This window comes from Streptomyces kurssanovii, assembly GCF_040677245.1.
Taxonomy (GTDB): domain Bacteria; phylum Actinomycetota; class Actinomycetes; order Streptomycetales; family Streptomycetaceae; genus Streptomyces; species Streptomyces kurssanovii.
The window spans coordinates 15,760-33,450 of sequence record NZ_JBFAQK010000057.1 but is presented as its reverse complement, the minus strand read 5'-3'; the positions used below and the strand labels follow the sequence as shown (position 1 = coordinate 33,450).

The 17,691-nt window shown below is 73.1% G+C and carries 19 protein-coding genes and 7 tRNA genes; 15 read left to right on the top strand and 11 right to left on the bottom strand.

The genetic code is table 11. The features are described 5' to 3' along the window. Positions 1-70: 70 nt before the first annotated feature. Together cobA and AB0K36_RS28390 are read left to right on the top strand one after the other, a co-directional pair. Positions 71-1,303: a uroporphyrinogen-III C-methyltransferase gene (gene cobA, locus AB0K36_RS28395; RefSeq protein WP_364599762.1), complete on the top strand. Its 1,233-nt coding sequence runs from the start codon at positions 71-73 to the stop codon at positions 1,301-1,303. Positions 1,304-1,367: 64 nt separating this feature from the next. Further along, on the top strand, positions 1,368-2,186 hold the full coding sequence (locus tag AB0K36_RS28390; RefSeq protein WP_364599760.1) for a TrmH family RNA methyltransferase: 819 nt from the start codon (positions 1,368-1,370) through the stop codon (positions 2,184-2,186). Positions 2,187-2,205: 19 nt separating this feature from the next. On the opposite strand, the gene AB0K36_RS28385 is transcribed toward AB0K36_RS28390, so the two are convergent. Continuing rightward, the gene (locus AB0K36_RS28385; protein WP_364599758.1) at positions 2,206-3,375 is read right to left on the bottom strand and encodes a serine/threonine-protein kinase; all 1,170 of its coding nucleotides are present in this window, start codon (positions 3,373-3,375) and stop codon (positions 2,206-2,208) included. Positions 3,376-3,607: 232 nt separating this feature from the next. On the opposite strand from AB0K36_RS28385, the gene AB0K36_RS28380 reads away from it, so the two are divergent. The 4 genes from AB0K36_RS28380 to AB0K36_RS28365 all read left to right on the top strand — a co-directional run bounded on the left by AB0K36_RS28380 (position 3,608) and on the right by AB0K36_RS28365 (position 5,992). After that, a complete protein-coding gene (locus tag AB0K36_RS28380) occupies positions 3,608-3,838 on the top strand; it encodes a DUF8836 family protein (protein WP_189475064.1) in 231 nt (76 codons plus the stop codon). 222 nt (positions 3,839-4,060) lie between these two features. Continuing rightward, positions 4,061-4,264, top strand: a complete 204-nt coding sequence (locus AB0K36_RS28375) for a hypothetical protein (protein WP_189475062.1) — start codon at positions 4,061-4,063, stop codon at positions 4,262-4,264. A gap of 367 nt (positions 4,265-4,631) precedes the next feature. Next, positions 4,632-5,603 carry a phosphotransferase family protein gene (locus AB0K36_RS28370; RefSeq protein ID WP_364599786.1) on the top strand — a complete coding sequence of 324 codons (972 nt, stop codon included), beginning with the start codon at positions 4,632-4,634 and terminating at the stop codon, positions 5,601-5,603. A gap of 98 nt (positions 5,604-5,701) precedes the next feature. After that, complete coding sequence (locus AB0K36_RS28365; RefSeq protein WP_159693781.1) at positions 5,702-5,992, top strand: TFIIB-type zinc ribbon-containing protein; 291 nt, start codon at positions 5,702-5,704, stop codon at positions 5,990-5,992. Between the two features lie 148 nt (positions 5,993-6,140). Here the strand turns inward: AB0K36_RS28365 and AB0K36_RS28360 are convergent. From AB0K36_RS28360 to AB0K36_RS28340, 5 genes are all read right to left on the bottom strand, one after another. Continuing rightward, a tRNA-Val gene (locus AB0K36_RS28360) sits at positions 6,141-6,212 on the bottom strand. A 28-nt stretch (positions 6,213-6,240) separates the two neighbouring features. Continuing rightward, positions 6,241-6,312 (bottom strand) — tRNA-Val (locus tag AB0K36_RS28355). Positions 6,313-6,332: 20 nt separating this feature from the next. Further along, positions 6,333-6,404, bottom strand: a tRNA-Val gene (locus tag AB0K36_RS28350). Position 6,405: 1 nt separating this feature from the next. Continuing rightward, a tRNA-Cys gene (locus tag AB0K36_RS28345) sits at positions 6,406-6,479 on the bottom strand. 39 nt (positions 6,480-6,518) lie between these two features. Further along, positions 6,519-6,591, bottom strand: a tRNA-Gly gene (locus AB0K36_RS28340). Positions 6,592-6,847: 256 nt separating this feature from the next. Here AB0K36_RS28340 and AB0K36_RS28335 point away from each other — a divergent pair. From AB0K36_RS28335 to AB0K36_RS28325, 3 genes are all read left to right on the top strand, one after another. Further along, positions 6,848-7,897 carry a chorismate-binding protein gene (locus AB0K36_RS28335; RefSeq protein ID WP_364599756.1) on the top strand — a complete coding sequence of 350 codons (1,050 nt, stop codon included), beginning with the start codon at positions 6,848-6,850 and terminating at the stop codon, positions 7,895-7,897. Next, positions 7,894-8,724: an aminotransferase class IV gene (locus tag AB0K36_RS28330; protein WP_364599754.1), complete on the top strand. Its 831-nt coding sequence runs from the start codon at positions 7,894-7,896 to the stop codon at positions 8,722-8,724. The genes AB0K36_RS28335 and AB0K36_RS28330 overlap by 4 nt, the downstream gene beginning before the upstream one ends. Before the next feature lie 62 nt (positions 8,725-8,786). Beyond that, positions 8,787-9,626 carry a GNAT family N-acetyltransferase gene (locus AB0K36_RS28325; protein ID WP_364599752.1) on the top strand — a complete coding sequence of 280 codons (840 nt, stop codon included), beginning with the start codon at positions 8,787-8,789 and terminating at the stop codon, positions 9,624-9,626. Positions 9,627-9,641: 15 nt separating this feature from the next. On the opposite strand, the gene AB0K36_RS28320 is transcribed toward AB0K36_RS28325, so the two are convergent. Beyond that, the gene (locus AB0K36_RS28320; protein ID WP_364599750.1) at positions 9,642-10,154 is read right to left on the bottom strand and encodes a DsbA family protein; all 513 of its coding nucleotides are present in this window, start codon (positions 10,152-10,154) and stop codon (positions 9,642-9,644) included. A gap of 176 nt (positions 10,155-10,330) precedes the next feature. Here AB0K36_RS28320 and AB0K36_RS28315 point away from each other — a divergent pair, with 176 nt between their 5' ends. Next, positions 10,331-10,780, top strand: coding sequence for a hypothetical protein (locus AB0K36_RS28315; protein WP_364599748.1), 450 nt, complete (start codon positions 10,331-10,333; stop codon positions 10,778-10,780). Between the two features lie 722 nt (positions 10,781-11,502). Further along, a complete protein-coding gene (locus AB0K36_RS28310) occupies positions 11,503-11,655 on the top strand; it encodes a hypothetical protein (RefSeq protein ID WP_005319706.1) in 153 nt (50 codons plus the stop codon). A gap of 27 nt (positions 11,656-11,682) precedes the next feature. Here the strand turns inward: AB0K36_RS28310 and AB0K36_RS28305 are convergent, their stop codons facing one another. Together AB0K36_RS28305 and AB0K36_RS28300 are read right to left on the bottom strand one after the other, a co-directional pair. Beyond that, on the bottom strand, positions 11,683-12,240 hold the full coding sequence (locus AB0K36_RS28305; RefSeq protein WP_364599746.1) for a CGNR zinc finger domain-containing protein: 558 nt from the start codon (positions 12,238-12,240) through the stop codon (positions 11,683-11,685). Between the two features lie 202 nt (positions 12,241-12,442). After that, a complete protein-coding gene (locus AB0K36_RS28300) occupies positions 12,443-12,856 on the bottom strand; it encodes an SsgA family sporulation/cell division regulator (RefSeq protein WP_003959770.1) in 414 nt (137 codons plus the stop codon). Positions 12,857-13,046: 190 nt separating this feature from the next. Between AB0K36_RS28300 and AB0K36_RS28295 the strand changes: the two genes are divergently transcribed. Continuing rightward, positions 13,047-13,535 (top strand): TIGR02611 family protein, encoded by a 489-nt coding sequence (locus AB0K36_RS28295; protein ID WP_364599744.1) that lies wholly within the window; start codon positions 13,047-13,049, stop codon positions 13,533-13,535. Between the two features lie 54 nt (positions 13,536-13,589). Further along, a tRNA-Val gene (locus tag AB0K36_RS28290) sits at positions 13,590-13,661 on the top strand. 59 nt (positions 13,662-13,720) lie between these two features. Here AB0K36_RS28290 and AB0K36_RS28285 read toward each other — a convergent pair. Then, positions 13,721-16,222, bottom strand: a complete 2,502-nt coding sequence (locus tag AB0K36_RS28285; RefSeq protein ID WP_364599742.1) for an SCO7613 C-terminal domain-containing membrane protein — start codon at positions 16,220-16,222, stop codon at positions 13,721-13,723. A 93-nt stretch (positions 16,223-16,315) separates the two neighbouring features. Here AB0K36_RS28285 and AB0K36_RS28280 point away from each other — a divergent pair, with 93 nt between their 5' ends. Both AB0K36_RS28280 and AB0K36_RS28275 read left to right on the top strand, forming a co-directional pair. Further along, a complete protein-coding gene (locus AB0K36_RS28280) occupies positions 16,316-16,762 on the top strand; it encodes an SRPBCC family protein (RefSeq protein WP_364599784.1) in 447 nt (148 codons plus the stop codon). Positions 16,763-16,801: 39 nt separating this feature from the next. Continuing rightward, positions 16,802-16,873 (top strand) — tRNA-Val (locus AB0K36_RS28275). 50 nt (positions 16,874-16,923) lie between these two features. Here the strand turns inward: AB0K36_RS28275 and AB0K36_RS28270 are convergent. After that, positions 16,924-17,649 carry a 3'-5' exonuclease gene (locus AB0K36_RS28270; protein ID WP_189473582.1) on the bottom strand — a complete coding sequence of 242 codons (726 nt, stop codon included), beginning with the start codon at positions 17,647-17,649 and terminating at the stop codon, positions 16,924-16,926. Positions 17,650-17,691: the final 42 nt, after the last annotated feature.

Below are 17,691 nucleotides of genomic sequence, written 5' to 3'. Positions count from 1 at the left end.
TTCCCACCAGCCGCTTCACCGTCGCAGCGGCCTCACTCCCGCACCGCACCGCCCGAGGAGCCGCACCGTCATGGCCGAGCACGTCCCGCACGCCGAGCACCCCGCCTACCCCGTCGGCCTCCGACTCGCCGGGCGCCGCGTCGTCGTCATCGGCGGTGGGCAGGTCGCCCAGCGAAGGCTTCCCGCGCTGGTCGCGGCCGGTGCCGATGTCACCCTGATCTCCCCTTCCGCGACGCCGTCCGTGGAGGCCATGGCCGAGTCCGGCGAGATCACCTGGACCCGCCGCCGCTACGAGGACGGCGACATCGCCGACGCCTGGTACGCCCTGGTGGCCACCGGCGACGCCGACGCCAACGCCCGCGCCTCCGCGGAGGCCGAGCGCACCAAGACGTGGTGCGTCCGCAGCGACGACGCCGACGCCGCCACCGCGTGGACCCCGGCGACGGGCCGCAGCGACGGTGTGACCGTCGCCGTCCTGACCGGCCGTGACCCGCGACGCTCTGCCGCGGTGCGCGACGCGATCGTCGAGGGCCTGCGCGACGGCACCCTCGCCGCGCCCCACCACCGCAGCCGCGCCCCGTTCGTCGCCCTCGTCGGCGGCGGCCCCGGCGACCCGGACCTGATCACCGTCCGCGGCCGCCGGCTGCTCGCGGAGGCGGACGTCGTCATCGCCGACCGGCTCGGCCCGCGCGACCTCCTCGACGAACTCCCGCCGCACGTGGAGGTCATCGACGCCGCCAAGATCCCCTACGGGCGGTTCATGGCCCAGGAGGCCATCAACAACGCGCTCATCGAGCACGCGAAGGCCGGCAAGGCCGTCGTCCGTCTCAAGGGCGGCGACCCGTACGTCTTCGGCCGCGGCATGGAGGAGGCGCAGGCGCTCGCGGAGGCCGGCATCCCGTACACGGTCGTGCCCGGCATCTCCAGCTCCATCTCCGTTCCCTCCGCCGCGGGCATCCCCGTGACCCACCGGGGCGTCGCCCACGAGTTCACCGTCGTCAGCGGCCATGTCGCGCCCGACGACCCGCGTTCGCTCGTCGACTGGAAGTCCCTCGCCCGGCTGCGCGGCACGCTGGTGATCCTCATGGGCGTCGACAAGATCGGCGCGATCGCCGAGGCCCTCATCGCGCACGGCAAGGCCCCCGGGACGCCGCTCGCCCTCGTCCAGGAGGGAACGACCGCCGCACAGCGCCGGGTGGACGCCACCCTCGCCACCGTCGCGGAGACGGTCAGGGCCGAGGACGTGCGCCCGCCGGCCGTCATCGTCATCGGGGACGTCGTCGCCGTCGGCCCGCGCAAGTAACCGCCGGTAACCCGACCTTGCGGGAACCGTTGGCACCGCACATCCAAGAAGGCAGTATCACCCTGTGGCCGATCTCATCACCATCGACGACCCCGACGACCCCCGCCTGCGGGACTACACGGGCCTGACCGACGTCGAACTGCGCCGCCGACGGGAACCGGAGGAGGGCCTGTTCATCGCGGAGGGCGAGAAGGTCATCCGCCGGGCGAGACAGACCGGCTACGAGATGCGCTCCATGCTGCTCTCCGCCAAGTGGATCGACGTGATGCGCGACGTCATCGACGAGGTCCCCGCGCCCGTCTACGCGGTCGACCCGGCCCTCGCCGAACGTGTCACCGGCTACCACGTGCACCGCGGCGCGCTCGCCTCCATGCAGCGCAAGCCGCTGCCGGACGCGGCGGAACTGCTCGGCACGGCCCGCCGGGTGGTCGTCATGGAGTCCGTCAACGACCACACCAACATCGGTGCGATCTTCCGCAGCGCCGCCGCCCTCGGCATGGACGCCGTGCTGCTCTCACCGGACTGCGCCGACCCGCTGTACCGCCGTTCCGTGAAGGTCTCCATGGGAGCGGTCTTCTCCGTGCCGTACGCACGACTCGACGCCTGGCCGAAGGGCCTCGAAGCGGTCCGTGAAGCGGGCTTCCGCCTGCTCGCCCTCACCCCCGACGAGAAGGCCACCTCGATCGACGAGGCGGCCCCGCACCGCCTGGAGCGGGTGGCGCTGATGCTGGGCGCCGAAGGGGACGGGCTGTCCACCAAGGCCCTCATGGCCGCGGACGAGTGGGTGCGTATCCCCATGTCCCACGGCGTCGACTCGCTCAACGTGGGCGCGGCGGCCGCGGTCGCGTTCTACGCGGTCGCCACCGGCCGCCCCGGAGCCTGACCCGTCAGAGCCTGACCCGTCACAGCTTCTGGGCGGCCGCGATGCCCAGCGCCACGATCAGCGTCACCACGAAGAAGACGGTGATCCGCTGACGCAGCAGCCGAGGATTGGCCGGCCGCCGGCCCGTCGAGGTCGTCCGCACCCCGGGCCTGGTGCCCGGCCGGCCGTTCGTACGGGCCGTGCCGCGCGGCTGCTGGGGCCGGGACCCGCCGCCGGTACGGGACGGCGTCTGCGGCCGGGGCGCCAACGACCCGCCCGTACGGCGCTCCATGCGCTCGGTGCGTTCCGTACGCTCCGGATAGCGCGCCGTCGGCCGGTTGAGCTCGACCCGCTCCCGCTGCACGGGCGGCCGGGCGTCGTGCAGGCCCTGGGCCTCCCTGGCCGCGATCTCCTTGAGCCGCATGGACAGTTGCAGCGTGCTCGGCCGCTCCTCCGGGTCCTTCGCGAGGCACGCGGAGACCAGCGGCGCAAGCGCGTCGTGCACCCCGTGCAACTGCGGCTCCTCGTGCACGACCCGGTACAGCATCACCTCGGAACTGCCGTGCCCGAAGGGCGAGTCGCCCATCGCCGCGTACGCGAGGGTCGCCCCCAGCGCGAACACGTCGGTCGCGGGCGTCACCGCCGCGCCCCGCACCTGCTCGGGCGCGAGGAAACCGGGCGACCCCACGGCCGTGCCCACATGCGTCAGCGTGCTCGCGCCGGTGGCCCAGGCGATACCGAAGTCGATGATCCGCGGCCCCTTGGGCGACAGCAGAATGTTGGACGGCTTCAGGTCACGGTGCACCACACCGGCCTCGTGGACCGCCACCAGCCCCTCGGAGAGCGCGGCACCCACCGCGGCCACGTCGGCGGCCCGCAGCGGACCCTCCTCGACCACCTTGTCGTGCAGCGACGGGCCCGGTACGTACTGGGTGGCGAACCACGGCCGGTCCGCCTCCAGGTCCGCCGCGACCAGCCGCGCCGTGCAGCCCCCGCGGATACGCCGCGCCGCCGACACCTCGCGCGCGAAACGCGAACGGAACTCCTGGTCCTCGGCGAGATCCGGCCTGATCACCTTCAGCGCGACGCGCTGCCCCCTGCGGTCCGACCCCAGATAGACGACGCCCATGCCGCCCGCGCCCAGCCGCCGGTGCAGCCTGAACGAGCCGACGACACGCGGGTCCTCGCGCCGGAGCCGCATCATCGCCATGTCCGTCCCCTACCTACGGTGGGGAGGCCCCACCCCGCTGCCCGGTCGTCCGCTTTTGACGTGGCACAGCTTACGTACCCCCGCGCCGGTGCGCTCATAGGCCGCGCCCTCCCGTCCGGATCGTTTGTCAGTGCCAGGTGGGAGAATTGACCAGTGGTCAGCGAAGGGCGGATCCATCTTCCCTGACCCGTGCGTGATCTCAACGGTCAGTCGCAGAAGGGGGATTGGATCGATGAAGGGTGACCGCGTGGAGATAGTCGTGGACGCGGGAGACACGACCCGTACGTATGAAGTGGTGGCAAGCCGGGCGGGCCGCAGGGTCGAGACGGCGGTGCGCAGAGGGGTGGTCGAAGTGAGCGAAGTCACCCGATCCGGGTCCGTCGTCCGGACGGCCCGATTCATGGCCACCCGGGTGCTGGCCCTGGTGGAGCAGCCCGTCCCGCGGGTCGACGCCGCGGAGTGACGCACGACCCCTCCGGGAAGACCCCAACTCCCCGCCGCCTCTCTCCACCCAGGGGAGTACGCCGGGGGGTGACGGCTCATCCTCCGGGAGGCCCGGTAATCGGTACGAGGGCATGACGTCCGGGGCCCTCGGTTTCCCTAATGTTGATGTCAAGCGGCGGGTGCAGCACTCGTCCCCCGAGGTCAGACACTCGCCGCTGCCAACCACGACAGGAGAAGGACCATGGCGGACACGGCAACGCGGATGATCCGCACGCAGGGACGCAAGGCATCCGCCGCGTTCGGCGGCCGCCAGTCCGGCACGCGCCACCCCTTGGTGGCGACGGCGATGGTCCTTCCCCTCGCGGCACTGCTGGTGGTCGTCTTCGGCGGCTGGGACGCAGTGGTCACACAGGCGTCGTCCGTAGGCGTGATGCTGGGGCGCTGAACGGCGCCCCGGGCCCGGAAGAGCGGTCCGGGCCGGGGACATCCGGCCAACAACCCCGTGGGGACGGGGGTGCGGCGGACGGCAGCGATCGGCCGGTCAGCTGGGGAGCTGACCGGCCGTCGCGCATTCCCGCCCCCGACGGCGCGCCGGGGGCCGCACCCGCCTTGCCCGACCCGACCGGCCCGACCCGGCCCGTCCCGACCGGCCCGACGCACCCCGATACGCTCCACCCGTGACCGCCTCAGTCGTACGCGCCCTCGCCGCCGTCGCCCGCGACGCCGCGCACCGGGCCGCACCACGCGGCTCGTGCCGTGCCTGCGGCGCCCACGACGCCGGGACGCAGACGCTCGCCGACCGCCCTGACGGCATCGTCGTGCGCCACGGCGCGGCCGTCGCGAAGGCCCACGCTGCCGACACCGACCGGGCGGCGCACGAGGTACGTGTCGCCCTGGCGGCCCACCCCGCGCTGGCGGGGATCCTGCTGCCTCCCCTCCCCGCCGGCCTCCGCACGGGAGCAGGCCGGCTCCCGAACGACCCCCGCCCCGTCACGACCTGGCCCTACGGCGTGCCCGTCGACCCCGCGGACCCGGACGCCGCGCCCTGGGAGGAGGCCGCGGTCCTGCTCGCGCGTCTGCACCGCGTCGCGCCGGCCCGGCTGCCGGACTCAGGCACGCGCACCGCCACCGCGGCCGCCCCGGCCACAGCAGCCGGCACCGGCACCGGCACCGCAACCGGCACCGGCACCGCGGCCCGCCCGGCCACCGCGGCCCGCCCGGCCACAGCAGCCGGCACCGGCACCGGCCCGGCCCCGCTCCCACCCATGCGCGGCCCCGCCAAGGCCGCCGCCGCCGTGGCCCGCATGGAGGCGGCCGCACCGGACCACCCGGCCGCGCCGGACGTACGACGAGCCTGGGAGCGCCTGCCGGCCTGGGCGAGGGGTGAGGCGCCTTCCCCGCGCGGGGACGCGGTGTGCCACGGCGACCTGCACCTCGGCCAGCTCGTGCGCCACCCCGCCCCGGACGGCCCGTGGTTGCTGATCGACGTGGACGACATGGGGCTGGGCGACCCGGCCTGGGACCTGGCCCGTCCCGCTGCCTGGTTCGCGACCGGCCTGCTGGCGCCGGAGATCTGGCAGCGGTTCCTCGGCGCGTACACCGCCGCGGAAGGCGGCGCCGTTCCCTCCGCCGGTGATCCGTGGCCCCAACTGGATGTGCCCGCACGGGCGCTGACCGTGCAGACCGCGGCGCTGGCTCTGGCGAAGGCGGCTCGGGAGGGGCGCCGACCGGACGAGGTCGAGTCGGCCGTGCTGGACGCCTGTACCCGAATCGGGACACTGTGACCCGAGTTGGAGTTCGATCCTCCGTCGTAGGGTGAAGTCACCGTCGCCGGGCATGCATCCGGGCGACGTCGACCGAACGGCGAGGAGCTGACCAGACGATGCAGTGTCCCAAGTGCCATGCAGCGATGCACACGTACAACCGCAATGGTGTTCAGATCGAGCAGTGCAGCGGCTGCCGGGGCATATTTCTCGACTACGGCGAGCTGGAGTCGCTGACCCGGCTGGAGTCGCAGTGGACCCAGCAGGCCCCGCCCGTGCCGCCGGCGCCGCATGCCCCGCAGGCCTACCCCGCCGCGCCCCCGGCTCCGGCGTGGGGCGCGCCGCACCATGGTGGTCACCACGGGCATCACCGTCAGCGGAGCTTCGGCCGGATGCTGTTCTCTTCCTGAGCGACCTGGGACCTGAGCGACCGGAGTGCCGGCGGGTGCGGCGGCCGGGCCACTGGCCCGGCCGGCCCTTCCGGCCCTTCCGGCACCCCGCGACCGCGGGCACACGACGAAGCCCCCGGCCGTCGAGACGGCCAGGGGCTCCGGGCTGTGCGCGATACTGGGATTGAACCAGTGACCTCTTCCGTGTCAGGGAAGCGCTCTCCCGCTGAGCTAATCGCGCGGGGTGACCTGCGTTACTGCGTACTGCGTGCGCGATACTGGGATTGAACCAGTGACCTCTTCCGTGTCAGGGAAGCGCTCTCCCGCTGAGCTAATCGCGCTCGGATCCTCGCGGACCCAGTGGACGATACTGGGATTGAACCAGTGACCTCTTCCGTGTCAGGGAAGCGCTCTCCCGCTGAGCTAATCGTCCTTGGAGGTGGAGACGGGATTTGAACCCGTGTAGACGGCTTTGCAGGCCGTTGCCTCGCCTCTCGGCCACTCCACCCGGAGTGCAGGGGGTTCGGGAAGATCCCCCACTTTCTCGAGCGGACGACGAGATTCGAACTCGCGACCCTCACCTTGGCAAGGTGATGCTCTACCAACTGAGCCACGTCCGCTTGTCGTTTCCGTTCCGCTTGCGCGTCCCGGCGACGTGTTGAACTCTAGCGGATTCCTGGGCCAGTACAAAAACGCGTTTGTGCAGCTTGCCGCCGTGTGTTCGCTTCGCAGCAGCTCACCTGCGGCTCACCTGCGGCTCACCGGCGACTCGACGGCAGCCGATCGGCAGCTCACCGCCGCCCCGCCGGGCGGCCCGCCGACGTCCCACCGGCCGCCCGTCCGCACCCCGTCCTCGCCGGTCATACACTCACAGACGTGCACGACCTCGCTCCTCTGGCCCGCTTCGGCCCCCTCGTCGCCACCGACCTCCGGGACGTCACAAGCGACCCCGCAGCCCTCGACTCCACCGGTTTCTGGGCCGTCGTCGCCGACTTCGAGGGCGGTCTCACCTGCGCCCGTTTCGGCGATGTCCGCAGTGAACCGGTTCCCGAGCCCGTCCCGGGCCGCTGGCGGGGACCGGCCGCGGAGGAGTGGACGTCGTCCCTGGACCGGGCCGCCTACACCGCCGGTGTACGGCGCATCCGCGAGCACATCGCGGCCGGTGAGGTCTATCAGGCCAATCTGTGCCGGGTGCTGTCGGCGCCGCTGCCGGACCCGGCCGCGGCCGATGTCGACGAGTTGACCGCGCTGCTGGCGCGGGGCAACCCGGCGCCGTACGCAGGAACGATCCGCCTGCCCGCGCACGGCGTGGAGATCGCGACCGCGTCCCCCGAGCTGTATCTGAGCCGCGACGGACGCACGGTCGAGTCCGGCCCCATCAAGGGCACGGGCAGGACGGCGGACGATCTCCTCGAGAAGGACCACGCGGAGAACGTCATGATCGTGGATCTGGTCCGCAACGACCTGGGCCGGGTCTGCACCACCGGCAGTGTCACCGTGCCCGCGCTCTGCGCGGTCGAGCCCCACCCCGGCCTCGTGCACCTGGTCTCCACCGTCCGCGGAGAGCTGGCACCCGGAGCGGGCTGGGGCGAGCTGCTTGCCGCAACCTTCCCGCCGGGCTCGGTCACCGGCGCCCCCAAGTCCAGCGCGCTGACGATCATCGACGCACTCGAGACCGCCCCGCGCGGCCCGTACTGCGGCGGTGTCGGCTGGGTCGACGCCGACCGGCGCACCGCGCAGCTCGCCGTCGGCATACGGACCTTCTGGATCGACCGCGCGGCCGACGTCCTGCGGTTCGGCACCGGCGCCGGCATCACCTGGGGCTCCGACCCGGAACGTGAATGGGCGGAGACGGAACTGAAGGCATCGCGACTGCTGGCGGTAGCGTCGGGCGCGTACGCGGCAATCGGAAGGACAGCTCGATGAAGGTTTGGGTCAACGGCGCGCTCTCGGAGATCGAGGACGCCCGGGTGTCCGTGCTCGACCACGGCATGACCGTCGGCGACGGCGTCTTCGAGACCGTCAAGGCGGTGCATGGTCAGCCCTTCGCCCTCACCCGCCACCTGGAACGGCTGGCCCGCTCCGCCGACGGTCTCGGACTGCCGGAACCGGACCTCGACGAGGTCGGGCACGCCTGCGCCGCCGTACTGGCCGCGAACCCCATGCCGCTCGGCAGGCTGCGCATCACCTACACCGGCGGGCTGTCCCCGCTCGGCTCCGACCGGGGGACCGACGGTCCGACGCTGGTCGTCGCGCTCGGCTCGACCACCCGTCGTCCCGACACCACATCGGTGATCACCGTCCCCTGGACCCGCAACGAACGCGGCGCGCTGACCGGGCTGAAGACCACCTCGTACGCCGAGAACGTCATCGCGCTCGCCCGGGCCCACCAGCAGGGCGCCTCCGAGGCCCTGTTCGCGAACACCGTCGGGCGGCTCTGCGAAGGCACCGGCTCGAACGTCTTCGTCGTCCTCGACGGCGAACTGCACACCCCGCCCGTCTCCTCCGGGTGCCTCGCCGGCATCACCCGCGCCCTGACCGTCGAGTGGACGGGCGCCAAGGAGACGGACCTGCCCATGGACGTCCTCGGCAGCGCGGAGGAGATCTTCCTGACGTCCACGCTCCGCGACGTCCAGTCGGTCGCACGCGTCGACGGCCGCGACGTCAGCACCGCCCCGGGGCCCGTGACCACGAAGGCGATGCGCGTCTTCGAGGAGCGCGCGGCGGCCGACCCCGACCCGAAGTCCGTGTAACCGGCCCGGGAGCCGGAGAAAACCTGGTGTCGGACGGTCGCGGGGCAGGTAGAAACTCCTCGATGACCACAACCCTGCGGCCCACGGGGCCGATCCAGTACGACGCCGACGGCGCCGCCTCCCGCGGCTACGACGTCTGCGTGAACGGCCGGCCCGTCGGGACGGTCGAACTCGCCACGGACACCGGCGGCGGCCGTCCGGTCGGCTCCATAAGGTCGCTGCACATCGAAGAGGCCGACCGCAGACGGGGCCGCGGCACCGTCGCGGCCCTCGCCGCGGAGGAAGTGCTGCGCGGCTGGGACTGCACCGAGGTCCGCGTGGCCGTCCCGGCCGACGCCGGCCCCGCCCTGCGCCTGGTCACCGCGCTCGGCTACACCGAACGCGGCCGCAACATGATCAAGGAGACGTCCCGGCCGCTGCCCGTGCTGCCCGAAGGCGTCGAGAGCCACCCGATGGACGAGGACGAGTTCGGCCGCTGGCTGTCGCACGCCGTACGTCACTTCGCCCAGGACTGGGTCTCGCGCGGTGTACCGGAGGACGAGGCACTCGCCCGCTCCGAGGCCGTCCACGCCCGCCTGCTCCCCGAGGGCCGCGCGACCCCCGGCGCCCACGTCCACCGCCTGCTCGCCGAGGGCACTGCCGTGGGGCACGTCTGGGTCTCGGAGTGCGAGGTACGCCCCGGCGAGGACGGTGCGTACGTCTTCGACGTCGAGGTGGCGGAGGCCTACCGGGGCAGGGGTCACGGAAGGTCCCTGATGCTGCTCGCGGAGCGCATCGCGGGGGAGGCCGGCCGGCCGTTGATCGCCCTGCACGTCTTCGAGGGCAACCGTCCCGCGCTCGCGCTCTACGAGTCTCTCGGCTACCGCACCACCCACCGCAACTTCGTCAAGCGCCTCCTGTAGCCGGGCCCGGCCGGGTCACTGCCCGGCCAGGAGCCGGTCGGCGATCTCCTCGATACGCGCCCGCAGCCCTTCCTGGCTCTTGCCGCCGTCGAGCCGCTCGCCGCCGATGACGTACGTGGGCGTACCGGTCACCCCGATCGCCTTGCCCTCGGCCTGGTCGGCGTCGACGATCAGGATGTGCCGGCCGTCGATGAGCGCGGTGTCGAACTCCTCCACGTCCAGGCCCAGTTCGCCGGCGACCTCCAGGAGGAACGGCTCACCCTTGGCCGCGAGCTCCTCGGCGCGCGCCAGCACGGCCTCCGCGTACGGCCAGGCCTTGCCCTGTGCCATGGCCTCCTCGGCGGCCTGCGCGGCGGCGAAGGCGTGCTTGTGCTTGTCGAGGGGGAAGTGCCGCAGCCGCAGCTCGAGCCGGTCGCCGTAGCGGTCGCGAAGGGCCCGCAGGTCCTCCAGCGCGGTGCGGCAGTCGGTGCACTGGAGCTCGCACCACACGTCGAGGACGGCGGGGGAGCCGGTCGGGGAGTCACTCATGCGGCCAGTCTCCCAGCCCTGTGCCCCGTGCCCCAACCGGGACCTGGGGAGGAGAGCGTCCCGGAGATCTCCCCCAGATATGCGCACGCCCGCCTCGCACCGTGGCCCGGACCGGCCGGGGCGGTGCAGGATGGAGGGGACGCAACCGCTCAAGCCGCCAACGCCTGGAGGACCGGATGCTTGCCGAGACCATTTGTTCCGCGGTGTCCGCGGCGGGCCTGGGCATCGCCGCGATCACGGCGTACCGCAGGCGCTTCCTGTCCGCGGCACGTATCGCGGCCTACTCGCTGCTGCCGCTCGGCCTCGTCCTCACCGGGGCGGTCGAGTGGGCCGTCGGCACCGCCTTCAGCCTGACCGCCTGGGTCGGCTTCGGCCTCCTCGGTGCCGCCTGGCTGCTCTTCCTGACGACCAGGGCGGTGGAGCGCCGGGCGGGCGGCACCCGCAAGGAACGCAAGGCCGCCGCCGCGGCCGCCCGCCGCGAGGCCGCCGAACCGGCCGCCTCCCGGCCCTCCCTCGGCCGGTCCGCCCCGGCGGCGGACCCGGCGCCGTCGGCCAAACCGAAGGCGTCCCGCGGGGACGACGACTTCAGCGACATCGAGGCGATCCTCAAGAAGCACGGCATCTGACCCTCCTCGCGGCTCCCCGCCGGGGCCACGCCCACCGTCCTTTCCGGCCCGCTGTACCGTGCTCACCGCTGTCCGTGGCGGACGCCGCCGTGCTCACGGGCTGGACGCGGCTGATGCCGCAGCCGCCCAGTGCCTTCCGCGGCCGGACGCCGTTGTGCCCCGGCTGCCCCGGCTGCCCCGGCTGCCCCGGCTGCCCCGGCTGCCCCGGCTGCCCCGGCTGCCCGCGGCCGACGCCGCCGTGTCCACCGCTGCCGGGGGCTGATGCCGCCGTGCTCACGGCTGGACGCGGCTGATGCCGCAGCCGTCCGGTGCCTTCCGCGGCCGATGCCGCCACCGCTCCCCGCAGCCGACGCCGTCGTGCTCACCGCTGCTGCGGGCGGACGCCGCCGTGTCCACCGCTGGTGGGGCTGATGCCGCCGTGCTCGCGGCTGATGCCGCGGCCGTCCGGTGCCTTCCGCGGCCGATGCCGCCACTGCTGTCCGCGGGCGGTTGCCGTCGTGCCATGGCTGTCCGCGGCCGACGCCGCCCATGCCCACCGCTGCCGGTGGGCGGACGCCGCCGTGCCCATGGCTGCCCGCACCCGACGCTGCGCGCGGCCCACGCCGCCGCGTCCAGTGCCTTCTTCGGCCGACGGGCCGGGCCACAGGATGTGATGAACCACCTTTGCCGCAGGGCGTGTTGGACGATCATCCCCGGCCGGGCTACGCCATGATCACCCCGAGATGCTCGATACCTCGCGGGGCCAGGCCCCCGTACCGACCCAGGAGCCGCGCGGATGTCTTTTCGCGCTCTCCCAGCCGCCCCTGATGATCTTCCTCGGAGTGATCGGCGTCCTGTTGCTGATGGCCGCCGTGCACGACCTCTTCTGGCTGTGAGGGACGCGGTGGCACACCACGGTCCGCTCAGCCCGCGGCCTCCTTGCGGCGCGCCCGGTAGGCGGCGACGTGCAGTCGGTTGCCGCATGTGCGGCTGTCGCAGTAGCGGCGCGACCGGTTGCGCGACAGGTCCACGAACGCGCGCCCGCAGTCCGGCGCCTCGCAGCGCCGCAGCCGCTCCTGCTCGCCCGCGACGACGATGAACGCCAGCGCCATCCCGCAGTCGGCCGCGAGATGGTCGGCGACCGACGCCCCCGGTGCGAAGTAGTGCACATGCCAGTCGTAGCCGTCGTGGTCCGTCAGCTGCGGGGTCGTGCCCGCCGCCGCCACCAGGCGGTTGATGACCTCCGCGGCCGTCCTGCTGTCCGGCGCCGCGAACACCTGGGCGAACAGCGTCCGGATCGACTGCACGGCCTTGATGTCCCGCTGGGTCAGCTCCCCCACCCCGCTGACCTGGTGGCCGCGCACGAAGTCGTACAGCGCCGCGACGTCCGTCAGCCTGTCGTCCTGCCCGCTCTCCGGTGCGGTGTTCACCAGATCGACGACGGTGTCGAGGGCGATACGGGTGTCGTGTGGGATCAGCACGAATTCGCTCCCTGGCCGGATGCGGGCCGGTGCCCGCCGAATTGCGCTGACTCTAGCGGTTCGTGCCGAGAGCGCACCGGCGCCGTCGCCGCGGTGGATTCCGCGACGACGGCGCCGGTGTTGTTCCGTATGAGGTTGTCCGCGCGGCGCCGTCTCCCCGAGACGGACGGCGCCGTGCGGTTTTCCGCCGGCCGGACTGGGTTCAGCTCTCGGCCAGAATGTGCGACAACTCCGTGTCGAGATCGAAGTGCCGGTGCTCGGTGCCTGGCGGCACCGCTGCGTCCGTCCGCTTGAGGAACGATTCCAGGGCCCGCGCCGGGGCCTCCAGCAGGGCTTCGCCCTCCGGGGAGCTCAGCGCGATGCAGACGACGCCCTGGCCATGGCTGCGTGAGGGCCAGACCCGTACGTCGCCCGTGCCGGTGGGCCGGTGCAGGCCCTCGGCGAGAAGGTCGCGGGCGAAGACCCACTCGACCGTCTCTTCGGCTCCGGTGTGGAAGGTGGCGTGCACGGCATAGGGATCGGCCGTGTCATACCGCAGGCCCGCGGGTACAGGCAGTGAGGACTCGCTCGATACAACGAGGCGCAGGTGCAGCTCGCAGCTGACCGTGGTGTTCATAAGCGCCAGGGCCTTTCGCTCAGTGTGCGCTCGGGGATTCGCACGTCGGCGAAATCGACATGCCACCTACGGTGCCGTTGTAAACCCCTCTGACCGTTTTGGGGTCCTTCAGGTCGCTCGTACGGCGGTGCATTACTTTGCGTTATACGGCCATTCCGGTGACGGAGTTCAATCCGGTACGTTTGGATTTATGAACGCGCAGAGTGACGAGCGGGACGAGGCCGTCGCGGCGACGACGGCCGCCCCCGCCACGGGGGACGTGACGGACGGTGCGGCGCAGCCGCTCCCGGAGGCTGCCAAGGAGGAACCGGCGCTCGGTTCGAGGGCGCCGCACTTCATCAAACGATCCAGAACACTGCACGTGAGCTGGCAGGTCGGCGTCTTCATCGTCGGCCTGGCCGTCGTCGGCGCGGGTGTGTCCATGCTCGTGCTGCCCGGACCCGGCTGGGTCGTGATCTTCGGCGGCATGGCGATCTGGGCGACCGAGTTCGTCTGGGCCCAGCTCGTGCTGCGCTGGACCAAGCGCAAGGTCACGGAGGCGGCCCAGCGGGCGCTCGACCCGAAGGTCCGGCGGCGCAACATCATTCTCACGACGATCGGTCTCGTCATCATCGCGGCGCTCTGCGGTATCTATCTCTGGAAGTTCGGGCTCGCCCTGCCGTGGAACATCGACGAGTGACCGCCAAGTGGTCCGGGGCACCGGCTGACATGGGGTAATGTTTGCCGTGCGCCCGGGCGATTAGCTCAGTGGGAGAGCGCTTCGTTCACACCGAAGAGGTCACTGGTTCGAACCCAGTATCGCCCACCCGGAACGGATGCCCCGGAGACTTGACGGTCTCCGGGGCATCCGTCGTTTCCCCACCGTCACCGCATGCGGCTCAGGCTCTCCCGCAGCCTGCGGGCGTCCCGTAGCCGCTGCTCGTACGTCGCGCCCACCCCGAGCAGGAGCAGGCCCACGAGCGCGGGCGGCAGCCAGCGGGGCAGCGCTCCGACGACCTGTGCGACGTACGGGGCGAGCTCGTGCAGCGCGTCCAGGGCCAGCACCGCGCCGCTGAGGACGAGCAGCGCCTGCAGCTTCAGCCGGGCGCCGGCCAGGGTCACCGCCAGGGCCGCGAGCCCCAGCAGCAGCGGGCGGAGCCAGTGCTCGTCGCCCCAGGCGGCGACGAGGCTCGGCACCAGGGTCGCGGCCAGGCCGGGACCGTACGCCGTCCAGGAGGAGGCCTGCGGGTCCTTGCGGCGGCGCAGCACTCCGAGGGCCAGCGCCGCGGCGGTGACGGGCAGGGTGTACGCCTCCGGGGACGTCACGTCGGAGGCCGCCAGCCGGACCCAGGTGGCCGCCACGAAGCACACCGCGGCCAGGTGGCCGGCCACCGGGCGTCGCTCCTCCCGCACGGCCGTACCGGCGGCGACGACACCGCACAGCGCGAGGACCAGGGCCAGCGTCGGCGCGTCGCCCGACGCGAGCGGCAGCGCGACCAGGGCGGCAGCGGCGCCGGTGATCTCCACGGGCAGTGCGGCGGGGTGGCGGCGCAGCACCGCGCCGAGCACCGCGGTGGCCGCCGGCACGGTCAGCAGCACCAGGGCGGCGTGGTGGGCCGGGAGGCCGAGCGCCGCGGCGCCGGCTCCGGCGAGGACGGCCGCGTAGAAGGTCGCCGTGCAGGCGAGCAGCGCCTGTACCGGACCCTTGGTCCGCAGGGACGCGAGGGCGAGGGTCCCGACGAGTACGCCGAGGACGACGAAGGTCGCCGGCCGCGTCGCGAGCGACAGCAGTGCCACGCTCACCGATCCGCCGAGTCCGCACACCAGCGCGGTGACCGAGACGTCCCGGAGCCGCACGGTGGTGGAGAGGGCGAGGACCCCCAGGGTGACGATCAGCTGCCAGGCGACGGCCGCGGAGTGACCGGTGCCGGACACGACCGGCACCGTGACCGCGGCGGCCCAGGCCGTCGCCACGGCACCGCACCGGGCGGCCGCCCGTATCCGGTCGCCGTGCGCGCGTCGGACCGCCGCGGGAGACCACGGGGTCCTGGGCAGCCAGGCCGCGGTGCCGGGGCCGGCGGCAGCGGGCGGGACGGGGGAGTCCTGCCCGGCCTCGTCCGGGCGCCGGTCGGAGGCGTCGTCCCGGTAGCGGGCCACGACGGCCAGGACCGCCGCGACGGTCAGGAGCGTCAGCGGAGCCGGGAGCAAGGTCGTCGTCGTGGCGTTCAGGTCCGGCAGGCCGGACCCACCGGACCAGATGCCGGTCAGCGTCGTCGCCGGACCCGCCAGCGCCAGCGCCGTCAGCGGAAGCGCCGCGAGGAGCGCCGCCGCGTGCACCGCCGCCGCGGCACCGGCGAGGCCGGGAAGGAGCCGCCGCGGCAGCGGGGTCCGCACGGCGCCCAGCAGAACCACCGCGCAGAGCAGGTACCCGAGCACCGCCCAGCCACCCGGTACCGCGGTGCGGACCACGCCGCCGACGCCCGCCACCAGGGCCAGGCCCGCAACGGCGGAGACCCAGGCGGCGGAGGTGCGCCACGCCGCGAGGAGGGCGACGGCCGCCGCCACGGTCAGCAGCACCGCCGGGCCGGCGGCGGCCGCGGCATCGTCCGCCGTCAGCGACCTGAGCACGCCGGTCAGCAACGCCCCGCCGCCCGTCGTCGCGGCCGCCGTCCAGGCGACCACCTTCACGGCGGCCGGACGCGTCCACAGCACGACGGCGACGTCCAGCGCGGCGGTCAGCAGCAGCGCCCACTCGATCGGCGGCGCGGCAGCGTCCGCGGTCAGCGCCCAGAGCGGCAGCGGGAGCTGCGCGGCCACGACGGCTGCCGGCAGCGGGGTCCGCAGCCGGGGCAGCGCGAGGCCGTACGACGACCACACAGTCGCGAGCGCCGCGGACGCCAGGGCCGAGTATCCGAGCCCGTCCGTCTCCGGCAGACCAACCCGGTGCAGGGCGTACGCGTCGAGCACCGTCAGCACCAGCCCGAGCACGCCCACGGACTCGGCCGTGGCGGAGAGACCCTTGCGCAGCAGGACCACCGGCGTGCCGAGAGCGGCGACCGTCACGGCGCCGAGCACCGCCGAACGGCCGCCGATGCCCATCTCGCCCCAGCTGACGAGGGTGAACGCGATCGCCGCGATCGCCAGCAGCAGCCCGCCGAGCGTCAGCAGCAGATTCTGCACGCCGGGCGGCGACGTCTCGGCCGGGGCGGGCGCGGCGAAGGGCCGGCCGGAACCGGCGGGCGGCGGGGCGGCGAAGGGGGCGGCGGGCCGCAGCGCGGCGAGCAGCCAGGCCCTGCGGGCCAGCAACTGCGCGCGCCGCGCTTCCAGTTGGCGCAGCTCACGGTCGAGGGTCGCCAGTTCCTCGGCCGGTGGTGGCACGTTCTCCATGGCCGAAGTGTGGCCCCGGCCACAGTCGGCGGCATGGGTGCGGATACTCAATTTCCGGTGAGTACCGACCGGCAGGTGGCGCAGACTGGCCCCATGGACTGGTGCCGTTACCGCTTCCGCAGCGTCTGGGACCTGCCCGCCGCGCCCGGCGACGTCTACGAGGCGCTGTCACGGGTGGAGGACTATCCCCGGTGGTGGCCGCAGGTGCGCGAGGTGACGGAGGTCGAGGAAGGGGTCGGCACCGCCCGGTTCCGCTCGTTCCTTCCGTACGACCTGCGCGTCACGGGCCGCACGCGGCGCAGCGATCCGGTGGACGGTGTCCTGGAGGTAGGGATGGCGGGGGACCTCGACGGCTGGTCGCGATGGACCGTGCGGGCCGGCGGCAGGGGTACCCGCGCGCTGTACGAGCAGGAGGTCGTCGTGCGAAGGCCCCTGATGAGACGGCTCTCCATCCCGTGCCGCCCCGTGTTCCGGGCCAATCACGCGTTCATGATGCGCAGCGGGAGGCGGGGCCTGGAGGCCTACCTGGAAGGAGTTTGAACCCAGCCCGCGGTGCCCTGTATTGTTCAGTCCGTTCCCGGGCGATTAGCTCAGTGGGAGAGCGCTTCGTTCACACCGAAGAGGTCACTGGTTCGAACCCAGTATCGCCCACCGGGAGAGGCCGGTCCGTCGTCGACGGACCGGCCTCACTTGTTCCACCGTCAGGCCGCGGCCGCCAGCCCCGGCCGCAGCGGCCACGCGGGATCGACCGTCTCCGGCGTACCGCTGCGGGCGAACCACGCCTGGAGACCGCGGGCCTGAGCCGCGTGCCACACCGCCTGGAGCGTGTGCAGTTCCGCCGGCGACAGCCGCTCCAGACGCGCGTTGAACCGCCGCCCCACCGCCCGTACGACCTCCAGCGCCGCCAGCGCGTCGGCCGCCGCGTCGTGCGCCCCGTCGAGCACCACCTCGTACTGCGCGCACAGGTCCGTGAGCGTCCGCCGCCCCTTGCGGTAGCGGTCCAGATGCTTGTCCAGCACCCGGGGATCCAGCACGCACAGCGGTGAACGGTCCAGGTAGCGGCTCAGCGACGACGCCCGATGCCTCTTCAACTCCCGGTCCAGCAGCGTCAGATCGAACGGCGCGTTCATCACCACCAGCGGCCGGCCCGCCGCGCACTGCTCGGCCAGCGACCTGGCTATCTCCTCCATCACCGGCGCGGGCCAACGGCCGTTGCGCTGAAGGTGGTCGTCGGTGAGGCCGTGCACCTCGATCGCGCCCGGCGGCACGGGCACACCGGGATTCACCAGCCAGCGTGTGATCCGTGGCCGCCCACCGGGCGAATCCTGGACCACGACCGCCGCGGACACGATGCGGTCCTCCTCGACGTCCACTCCGGTTGTCTCTGTGTCAAATGCGGCCAGAGGGCCGTCATACCAGTGCGTCATCCGCGAACTCCTCGCACGTACCCGGCAGATGGCGACAACCCC

Bases quoted from the DNA above. Each gene is read 5' to 3' on its own strand.
- cobA (WP_364599762.1), top strand. From the start codon at position 71: ATGGCCGAGCACGTCCCGCACGCCGAGCACCCCGCCTACCCCGTCGGC.
- AB0K36_RS28385 (WP_364599758.1), bottom strand. From the start codon at position 3,375: ATGGCGATGATGCGGCTCCGGCGCGAGGACCCGCGTGTCGTCGGCTCG.
- AB0K36_RS28380 (WP_189475064.1), top strand. From the start codon at position 3,608: ATGAAGGGTGACCGCGTGGAGATAGTCGTGGACGCGGGAGACACGACC.
- AB0K36_RS28375 (WP_189475062.1), top strand. From the start codon at position 4,061: ATGGCGGACACGGCAACGCGGATGATCCGCACGCAGGGACGCAAGGCA.
- AB0K36_RS28365 (WP_159693781.1), top strand. From the start codon at position 5,702: ATGCAGTGTCCCAAGTGCCATGCAGCGATGCACACGTACAACCGCAAT.
- AB0K36_RS28330 (WP_364599754.1), top strand. From the start codon at position 7,894: ATGAAGGTTTGGGTCAACGGCGCGCTCTCGGAGATCGAGGACGCCCGG.
- AB0K36_RS28325 (WP_364599752.1), top strand. From the start codon at position 8,787: ATGACCACAACCCTGCGGCCCACGGGGCCGATCCAGTACGACGCCGAC.
- AB0K36_RS28320 (WP_364599750.1), bottom strand. From the start codon at position 10,154: ATGAGTGACTCCCCGACCGGCTCCCCCGCCGTCCTCGACGTGTGGTGC.
- AB0K36_RS28315 (WP_364599748.1), top strand. From the start codon at position 10,331: ATGCTTGCCGAGACCATTTGTTCCGCGGTGTCCGCGGCGGGCCTGGGC.
- AB0K36_RS28310 (WP_005319706.1), top strand. From the start codon at position 11,503: ATGCTCGATACCTCGCGGGGCCAGGCCCCCGTACCGACCCAGGAGCCG.
- AB0K36_RS28300 (WP_003959770.1), bottom strand. From the start codon at position 12,856: ATGAACACCACGGTCAGCTGCGAGCTGCACCTGCGCCTCGTTGTATCG.
- AB0K36_RS28295 (WP_364599744.1), top strand. From the start codon at position 13,047: ATGAACGCGCAGAGTGACGAGCGGGACGAGGCCGTCGCGGCGACGACG.
- AB0K36_RS28285 (WP_364599742.1), bottom strand. From the start codon at position 16,222: ATGGAGAACGTGCCACCACCGGCCGAGGAACTGGCGACCCTCGACCGT.
- AB0K36_RS28280 (WP_364599784.1), top strand. From the start codon at position 16,316: ATGGACTGGTGCCGTTACCGCTTCCGCAGCGTCTGGGACCTGCCCGCC.
- AB0K36_RS28270 (WP_189473582.1), bottom strand. From the start codon at position 17,649: ATGACGCACTGGTATGACGGCCCTCTGGCCGCATTTGACACAGAGACA.